The 7,990-nt window shown below is 57.8% G+C and carries 6 protein-coding genes and 2 pseudogenes; 6 read left to right on the plus strand and 2 right to left on the minus strand.

Going from position 1 to position 7,990, the window contains the following annotated elements:
* Nucleotides 1–211 (plus strand): transposase (locus tag E1B25_RS21475; protein ID WP_206338611.1); only part of this gene is annotated, 211 nt, incomplete at its 5' end.
* Between the two features lie 65 nt (nt 212–276).
* On the opposite strand, the pseudogene E1B25_RS21480 reads toward E1B25_RS21475, so the two are convergent.
* Nucleotides 277–462, minus strand: a pseudogene (locus E1B25_RS21480) (transposase); the annotation flags it as partial.
* A gap of 520 nt (nt 463–982) precedes the next feature.
* Here E1B25_RS21480 and repA point away from each other — a divergent pair.
* The 3 genes from repA (at nt 983) to repC (ending at nt 4,443) form a co-directional block, all read left to right on the plus strand.
* Nucleotides 983–2,092, plus strand: coding sequence for a plasmid partitioning protein RepA (repA, locus tag E1B25_RS21485; RefSeq protein WP_245510817.1), 1,110 nt, complete (start codon nt 983–985; stop codon nt 2,090–2,092).
* The gene (gene repB, locus E1B25_RS21490) at nt 2,092–3,078 is read left to right on the plus strand and encodes a plasmid partitioning protein RepB (protein WP_132831619.1); all 987 of its coding nucleotides are present in this window, start codon (nt 2,092–2,094) and stop codon (nt 3,076–3,078) included. Before repA ends, repB begins: the two co-directional genes overlap by 1 nt.
* A gap of 228 nt (nt 3,079–3,306) precedes the next feature.
* Complete coding sequence (repC, locus tag E1B25_RS21495; protein WP_132831620.1) at nt 3,307–4,443, plus strand: plasmid replication protein RepC; 1,137 nt, start codon at nt 3,307–3,309, stop codon at nt 4,441–4,443.
* A 658-nt stretch (nt 4,444–5,101) separates the two neighbouring features.
* Here the strand turns inward: repC and E1B25_RS21500 are convergent.
* Nucleotides 5,102–6,160 carry a tyrosine-type recombinase/integrase gene (locus E1B25_RS21500; protein WP_245510818.1) on the minus strand — a complete coding sequence of 353 codons (1,059 nt, stop codon included), beginning with the start codon at nt 6,158–6,160 and terminating at the stop codon, nt 5,102–5,104.
* Between the two features lie 529 nt (nt 6,161–6,689).
* Here E1B25_RS21500 and E1B25_RS21505 point away from each other — a divergent pair.
* Both E1B25_RS21505 and E1B25_RS21510 read left to right on the plus strand, forming a co-directional pair.
* Nucleotides 6,690–7,031 carry a hypothetical protein gene (locus E1B25_RS21505; RefSeq protein ID WP_132831622.1) on the plus strand — a complete coding sequence of 114 codons (342 nt, stop codon included), beginning with the start codon at nt 6,690–6,692 and terminating at the stop codon, nt 7,029–7,031.
* 546 nt (nt 7,032–7,577) lie between these two features.
* Nucleotides 7,578–7,878: pseudogene (locus tag E1B25_RS21510) on the plus strand (IS6 family transposase); the annotation flags it as partial.
* Nucleotides 7,879–7,990: the final 112 nt, after the last annotated feature.

Genomic DNA, 7,990 nt, shown 5'->3' on the forward strand with positions numbered 1-7,990 from the left:
GAAATCGGCCAGAACCACCAACGCAATCGAGCGCCTGAACGAGGAATTCCGCCGCCGCATCAAGACCCAGACCGTGTTGCCCTGCGCCGAGACCGTGCCGATGCTCCTCTGGGCGCTGATGACATCGGGTCAGATCCAAATGCGAAAGGTGGATGGCTGGGAAACCCTGGCTCAGCCCATCGCCCCGATCAGCCTTGACCTCGCGGCTTGATCAGGCCCAAATCCCCATGCTCGGAGGACGCCGCCGGAGAATTTCCACCAGATTCGAGACACGACCCGCAGGAACTCGTCCCAGAACACCTCGGCTTCGCTGGGCTGAATGGCGATGCCCAGAACCTCACGCCGTCCGTCAGTATTGACCGCAACCGCCACTATGGCCGCGACGCTGACGATACCCCCCCGATCGTCGGACCTTGATGTAGGTGGCGTCCAGCCAGACTGGTAAGGCCATTCGCCCTCCAGCCGTCAACCTGAAATCGACGTGCTGCTCAGCTGATGCTTACGTTTCTTCGTCAGTGAACATTTTGAGAATCAGGATATGAACGGCCGGTCCTGCTCATGACCATCAGTCTAAGTCGGACCTAAACACCGTCCGATTCCCACCTGATTCGACCGTTTGAAGAAAACCCCAAGTCTTGGGGATGATCTGAGCGCAGCCACAACATACTGCAATAACATGTGGAATATAGCTATAAGCCATTTAATTTCATAGTCTTATCAGTAATTTCGGAGCTATCACTTCAACTTCACAGCAACCCCACCACGAGGTTCAAGTCAAAAAACTGTTGTCTGATTAAGAGTTGCGTGTCATCAGTTCCATTGTCGCAAGATTGCGGAAATCACGGGATTTGGCGACAAAACAACGGAGACCCACTCAAGAGGTCACGAGGGCAGCATGAATTCGACGGTCGGCACATCCAATTCCATCGCGGCATCCATCACCGCGAACGCCTCACGGCTTTCAGAGGCGTTGGACAACCATATGCGCAACAGCTTTCAGCCCGATAGCCGGAAAATGCTGCGCAAGTTCCATCCCTCCGAGGTGTCCGAACTTACCGGCATCAGCATGTCAAACCTCCGGTCCCGTCATCAGGACGGGAGTTTCCCGGACGTAGAAACAGACACCCGAGGCCGGCGACTCTACTCTGCCAAAGACATCGACCAGATCCGCCACATCATGGCGCGCACCGGCCGCAATGGGGAGACCTACTTGCCCGGGCGCCGTGAAGGGGATCCCCTGCAAATCATCTCTATCGTGAACTTCAAGGGCGGGTCGAGCAAGACCACGACCGCCATCCACTTGGCGCAACGGTATGCACTGAGGGGCTACAGGGTTCTGGCCGTCGACATGGATCCTCAGGCCAGTTTGACGACCATGTTTGGCTATCGTCCCGAGATCGAGTTCGCCGAAAGCGGCACTGTCTACGATGCCCTGAAGTACGAAGATCCGGTGCCTTTGAGCCAAGTGGTCCGCAAGACCTATTTCCATAACCTAGATCTTGCCCCTGCGGGGCTGTTGCTGTCGGAGTACGAGACCGAGACAGCCTATGCACTGCAACACAAGATTGACCCCCCGTTCACGCAGCGCCTCGCGATCGCCCTCGACGAGATCGAAGAGAACTACGACCTCGTCATCATAGATTGCCCGCCGCAACTTGGTTTCACGACCATGACGGCGCTCTTAGCCTCGACCGGGCTCCTCATCACCGTTGTTCCAAGCATGCTGGACGTCGCCTCTATGGCGCAATTCCTCGAAATGGCTGGAGAAACCGTCCAAACCTTGGAAGAGGCAACGGGGCCGGTCGATTGGGCATTTCTCAAGTACCTGATCACGCGATACGAACCAACCGATGTGCCGCAGTCCCAAATGGCTGGCTTCCTTCGGTCGATCCTACTTGATCAGGTTCTGAACACCGCGATGCTCAAGTCCACCGCGATTTCGGACGCCGGCATGACCCAGCAGACGATCTATGAACTCGCCCCCTCTCAGGTGGTCAAGAAAACGCTCGACCGCATTCTGGAGAGCGTGAATGGCCTCGCGGATGAATTCGAACGTACAATTCAACAGGCCTGGAGCCGGGAGGTCGACTGATGGCCCGTAGAAACCTGTTCAAGCCCCCTGCCCCACCGGAAATTTCACCGACGGACTCACCCAAGAAAGAGAGCCAGTCTCGCTTTCCAAATACCGGTGCCATGAGCGGTGTTAAATCGACACTCAAGGACTTGTCCAGCAACGCGGTGCGGGACATCTCTGTAGACGTCATCGAGGACGATGGCTTCAAAGACCGTCTTTCCTTCACCGACGGCGATGTCACCGAATTGGCCGAGAGCATCAAAGCGCACGGCCAACAGGTGCCGATCATGGTGCGCCCAATCTCGAACAGGCCCGGACGCTATCGCATCGTCTACGGGCGGCGAAGGCTTCGTGCGCTGCGCTTGGCTGGCTTGCCGGCAAAGGCGCTGGTTAGATCCTTGTCGGACGAAGAAGCCGTCCTGGCACAAGGGCAGGAGAACTCTCAACGGCTGGACCCAAGCTTCATCGAAAAAGCCCTGTTTGCCGCTGACTTGGCCAAGACCGGCTATGAACAGCCAATCATTCTCGATGCTCTTGCGATCGACCGGCCCATGCTGTCACGCATGATCAAGGTCGCGAAAGCGATACCGGAACCAGTGATCCAGTTCATCGGCTCAGCCCATGGTATTGGGCGCCGGCGGTGGGAAGAACTTGCCGAACTTATCAGGACTCATGACCTCGATCTTGAGGGGTTCGAAACAAGGCTCGAACTGGACAAGTTGAAAACCTCTGATGATCGTTTCATCGCGGTTGTTGAGGCGGTGTCTAGGCTGATCGAGCGCAAGACCATTGAGGGCGACGTCCGCGCAGCCCCCTCCCCTGCCCTATCGGTCACTCTGAAGGACGGCACCCCCCTTGCCGAGGTAAAGGAGACCGCGCGAGCTCTGACCTTCAAGCTGTCCAAAACGGGCACACCAGAATTCGCCCGGTGGATGCGTGACAACGCAGAAACCGAGCTGACGCGTCTATACGAGGCGTGGCGGTCGAACCGGAAACCCGGCTGACCGACGAGCGAGCAGAAACCCTAGAAAAGGAGCACGACCAGCAGCCGTAAAAGAAAGAGCCCCCCAAGGTAATCCCCGGAGAGCCCAATCTGATCTTTGCACTTTCAGATGTACCAGTTTCTCCGCCGCAGTCAAGACCAACCGATTCGGTTGAACGAAGAATTGCGGCCAAATCACCGGATTTCGGTGATCGAGGGGCCTTTTCCGTCAGGTTGCCGTGAATAACACATGGCATTCATTCAAGCTGCCGCATCCTTCGGATTGCGACCGGAAGAAAAGTTGTCCGCGGACAACTCTGTCCCAGAGCGGCACATCGTTGTCGAGACGCTGCGTCGGGCTGCGCCCTTTTTGGGGCTAAGCGCCTCTGTCATCGCGACGCTCGATGCGATGCTTTCCTGCCTGCCGCCAAAGCGGAACCACAACACCGTCTTCGCATCCAACGCCACCCTCACCTTTCGTCGCAACGGCATTTCGGATCGCACGATCCGACGTCACGTCGCCGTTCTGCAAGAGGCCGGTCTGCTCGAACGTCGGGATAGCCCGAACAGAAAACGCTATACCCGGCACAACACACACGAAGGCAAAGCGCTTCGGTTCGGGCTTGATCTCTCTCCCCTCTTCGCGCGGATCCATGAAATCTCCGCTCTGGCTGCGAAGACGCTTCGCCAACAAGAGGAGATCGCTTATCTCCGCTGCAAGATTCGGGCGGCAGCGAACTATGTCCTTCTCGCCAATCCCGATAACGAAGAGGCGCTTTCAGCCAAACGCACCCTTCGCCGGAAGCTGAGCAAAACCGACTGCGAAGAACTTCTGGCTCAGTTCTCAGACGTCCCTGCCGAGGGTGAAATTCCCTGTGGAAAAACAACTGTTGAAACACACAAACTGACCGACAACGACGGTCAAAATGTCCGGCACCATCATAACTCAAATAAAGAAAATATTGATAGAGAAGAGGACGAGGGTAAAACCATTCCCAAACCCTCGGAAACATCCCCACCAATCTCTGTCACCGAACTGGTACACGCCTGTCCTGAAGCAGCACAATTTGCTTGTGAAAAGATCACCACACCTCTGGATGTTCTCTCCCACGCTAGGACACTCGCACCGATGATTGGCATCGATGCCCAGAACTATCAGGCAGCCCAAGATCGTCTTGGACCGATGGGCGCAGCCATGACCGTCTGGGCGATCATGCAGTTCCATGACCGCATTCGACAGGTCGGCGCCTATTTCAGATCCATCACAACCGGTGCAAAAAGCGCCGGCTTTGACCCAGTCAAACTAGTTCGACGCCTGGCTCTCACCCACGGCAACCTTGCTTCGAATGCAGCTTCGCATGGTACAATTGTCCGCGGACAATCTTAAGACGTTTGGAGAGATGCTATCATCAGATCAGGGGATTTAGCCCAACCCAAGCGATAATTGTCCGCGGACAACTTGGCTGTACCACAGCTCTTTGCTCCCTGCCCTACTGGATCTACAAGACAGAAACATTCGCGCAAGACCTCATCGAAGAACCTGCATCAGGAAATTTTCGCAGCGACACTGCTCCGTTCGATCCACACCAGAGTCGAAACCGAGGCTAGCTAGAGCTTGAACAATGAAAGTACCGCACCTTGAGTTTAAACCCCGATTGGACGGGTTTTCTCCTACCAAATACTTCACCGCTTCCGCGTTGGCTTGACGACCATTTGCAACGCTAAAAGCCTTGGACGCAGATCGAAGCCAAACACGCTCACAAGGCGACTTGGTTTTAAGTAGCGCTGAGAAAGTTGTCCGCGGACAACTTCCATCATCCGGCGTTTTTGGCTTTCCTGAACTTCTGGATTTCTTTGCGCCAAAACCCTGCCTGATGCTCACCGCACAAATCGGCCATCAGAAAATTTAGACCGGTGCCTACATACTACATGATCTTACCTACAGGTAAGTCAGAGAGGGATTGGATCGCAATCCGACATCCTCCGTGCCACTTGGCAAATGACCAGCGCCCCATGAGGGCGCTTATACCCCAATCACAAGCTGCTCAGCCCAACAGATCGGTCGCCGGGTTTTCGGCGATATCGACGTCATCGTAATAGCGCTGCGCCTGGGCCATCGAACGATGCAGCGAGAGGCGCATGGCTGCTTGTGCCGGTGCTCCATCCAACGCGGCCTGCGTCAGGAATCCGGAGCGCAACCCATGCGGGCTGGCCATCTCTGGGGGCAGACCAGCGCGTTTCAACCGATGCTTGACGATCTGGTAGATGCCATCGGCTGACAACGGGCGGGGCAGGGGGCGGCCTGATTTGCTGATCGGCCGAAACAGCGGGTCGTCTCCAATCTCCGCCACCCTGATCCAGGTCACCACGGCCTTGGCGGCACGTCCCTTGAGCACCAAACGCGGCGTTGCCTCTCGGCCCGTAGTCTTGGTTTGCAGCAGGTAGATCCAGATCAGCCCCTTGGCCTCGAACTCTTCCAGCGACAGATCCTCGCGACGCAGCCCGGAGAGCTCTGACCGGCGCCGGCCGCCACTGGCCCAGCCCAGCATCAGGATGGCCCGGTCGCGCGTCCCACGCATGTCGTGCCCGCAGCTCTCCAGCATCTGCTCGAGCACGTCACGGATAATCGGTTTGGCCGATTTCGGCGCTCGGGGTCGGGCGGCGGCACGCCTTGCCTTGGCACGGGCCTGACGCAGCATCGGAGCCTCGAACGGCGAGGTGAGGTTCTTCATTCGATGAAACGCTTGCCAGGAGGCGATGCGACGGTCGAGCGTTGCCGGGGCCGGGGCCGGGGCCGGGCAGGTGAGGCTCTTGCGCAGCCCGGCTGCAATCAGCGCCTCTCCGGCAATGCGGGCGCTGTCTGTTGGCTCCGCCGCGTTGAGATCACGGGCGTGATCAAGAATGAACCGGAGCGCGACCTCCTCGCGCTCGGGCCAGACCAGATCCGCCCCGAACACGAGCCGCCGCCAATGGGTGATGTAGAGCAGATCCCGCTCATAGGCACGCAGCGTGTTCTCCGGTGTGCCGCGGACATAGAGATCGATGAGCGCAGCTTGATCGGTCTCGCTCAACTGCGTGTGGACGGGGGAGGGCAGGGGAGGCATGGGCATTTCCTGAAACGGTAAGGCGAAGGAGCCATTTGTAAAGCGTATAAGTATTTTGGCCCGGGGGCTGTCTGGCAAGAGTCGATGGTGACGGTGAAGGGCAACCGGCCCTGCCAAGAGATGTCGGCAGGCCCCGAGCCTGTAGTCGGGAGATAAACTGTGATCCCCGGTCCGCGATGAACCGAGCTATGGATTTTGCGCAGCCGGCCCGTGATGGCCTTGGCCGATCTTCTGAAGGTCAGGGTCAAGAAGCCGGACACCCTTGCGGATATGGACGAGGCGATTGCGCGCCGCGCCTTGGACCGGTGATCGGACTGGACGCCAAATGCCCTGGCCGGCTTTCTCATGCTGGACGACCCGTGCCAAGGAGCCTGAGCCTGCGCGGGTTGGTGAAGTAAACACCGCGCCCCATGGACGGAAAACCGTGTCGGCGGAGGGGCGCCGACGGAGGGGGCGCCCGGCGATGCCGCGCGTTGATGCGTTCCGTGCCTGCGCTAGGTATCCAAGTTGGATAAAGGAGTTTTGTATTATGAATAAGATGATTGCCACCTTGGTCGCCGGTACCATGATTATGCCGACCATCGCATCGGCCCAGGACGGTGGTGCGATGAATGCGGCGATTAGCCGTTCGGTCTGCGGCGCAGATGTCCGTCCGATGTCTGCAGATTATGTTGATATCCAAGGCGTCACCCACCTCAAGGTCACATGCCCACGCGGCGCTGTACCCTCCACCGGTTCGGAGGGTGTGTTGGGCACCTCCACGCTGACTCCCACCGCCGCGACCGGTCTCGGATTGGGGTTTCTGGGTTTGGGTCTGATCTTTTCCAACGATGATGAAAACGGCACCACCACAACTACCACAAACAATTAATCCGGTGGGCCTTTCGGGGCCGGGTGGGACGAGATCTGGGCGGGCGGCCTGCGGGCCGCCTGCCTTTTTTGTGGGCCCAAGCCGGGAGCGGAAAGGTTGTTCTGGGAACAACCGTCCAGATTGGTTGCCGAACGTGCCAAGGCTCATGCACGATGACGGCCGGCGCTGATACGCTCGCGCTCGGACAGGAGCCCGGGGTCAAGACTCTTCCATGTCACGCCTCAATCCGGCCAGGATGCCCGATTGAGGCGTGACATGGCGGAGATAGTGCCGGTTTTTCGCCGGTCCGACAATAGACGTGATAATGGAACCTTATCGTGTGTAATGAAGCGAGTTGGATACAGCCGCCAGTGCTATTCATTAAGCGTATATTTTGCACATCATGCAGATAGTATGGCATTATTCTTGGAGAATTTTGAGAAGCCGGGGGGCGCCATGCGGGGTCATTTCGAACGTCACGTGCCGGCGGACAACATGGCGCGGTTCTATCACCTGGAAAGGCATTGTCAGGTTGTTGGCGCAGAAGCGGCAGGGTAGTTGTCTGTGATGCTGAACATCGAAGATTTGTCCCGGATCAAAGGCTTCCGATTTCCTCGAAGCGTCATTGGCTACGCCGTATGGGTCTACCATCGGTTTGCCCTGAGCCTGCGCGACGTCGAGGACCTCCTGGCCGAACGCGGCATCTGCGTTTCGTACGAGACGATCCGGGATTGGGTGAACCGGTTTGGCCATCAAATTGCCGCCAAGATCCGGCGTGACCGCCCGCGACCGGTCGACAAGTGGCATCTTGATGAAGTCGTGATCCGGATCAAAGGCCGGAGCCACTGGCTTTGGCGGGCTGTCAATGAGCGTTCAAAACTGACCCGGTTTCAGCGTTTGATTTTGACCCGTCGTTCAGAGGGCAAAGCCCCCAGACGGGCCGCCCTCATATAGCGAGTCCGTCTGGGGGCTTTGCTTGC

The organism is Antarcticimicrobium sediminis (assembly GCF_004348975.1).
Classification (GTDB): Bacteria; Pseudomonadota; Alphaproteobacteria; order Rhodobacterales; family Rhodobacteraceae; genus Antarcticimicrobium; species Antarcticimicrobium sediminis.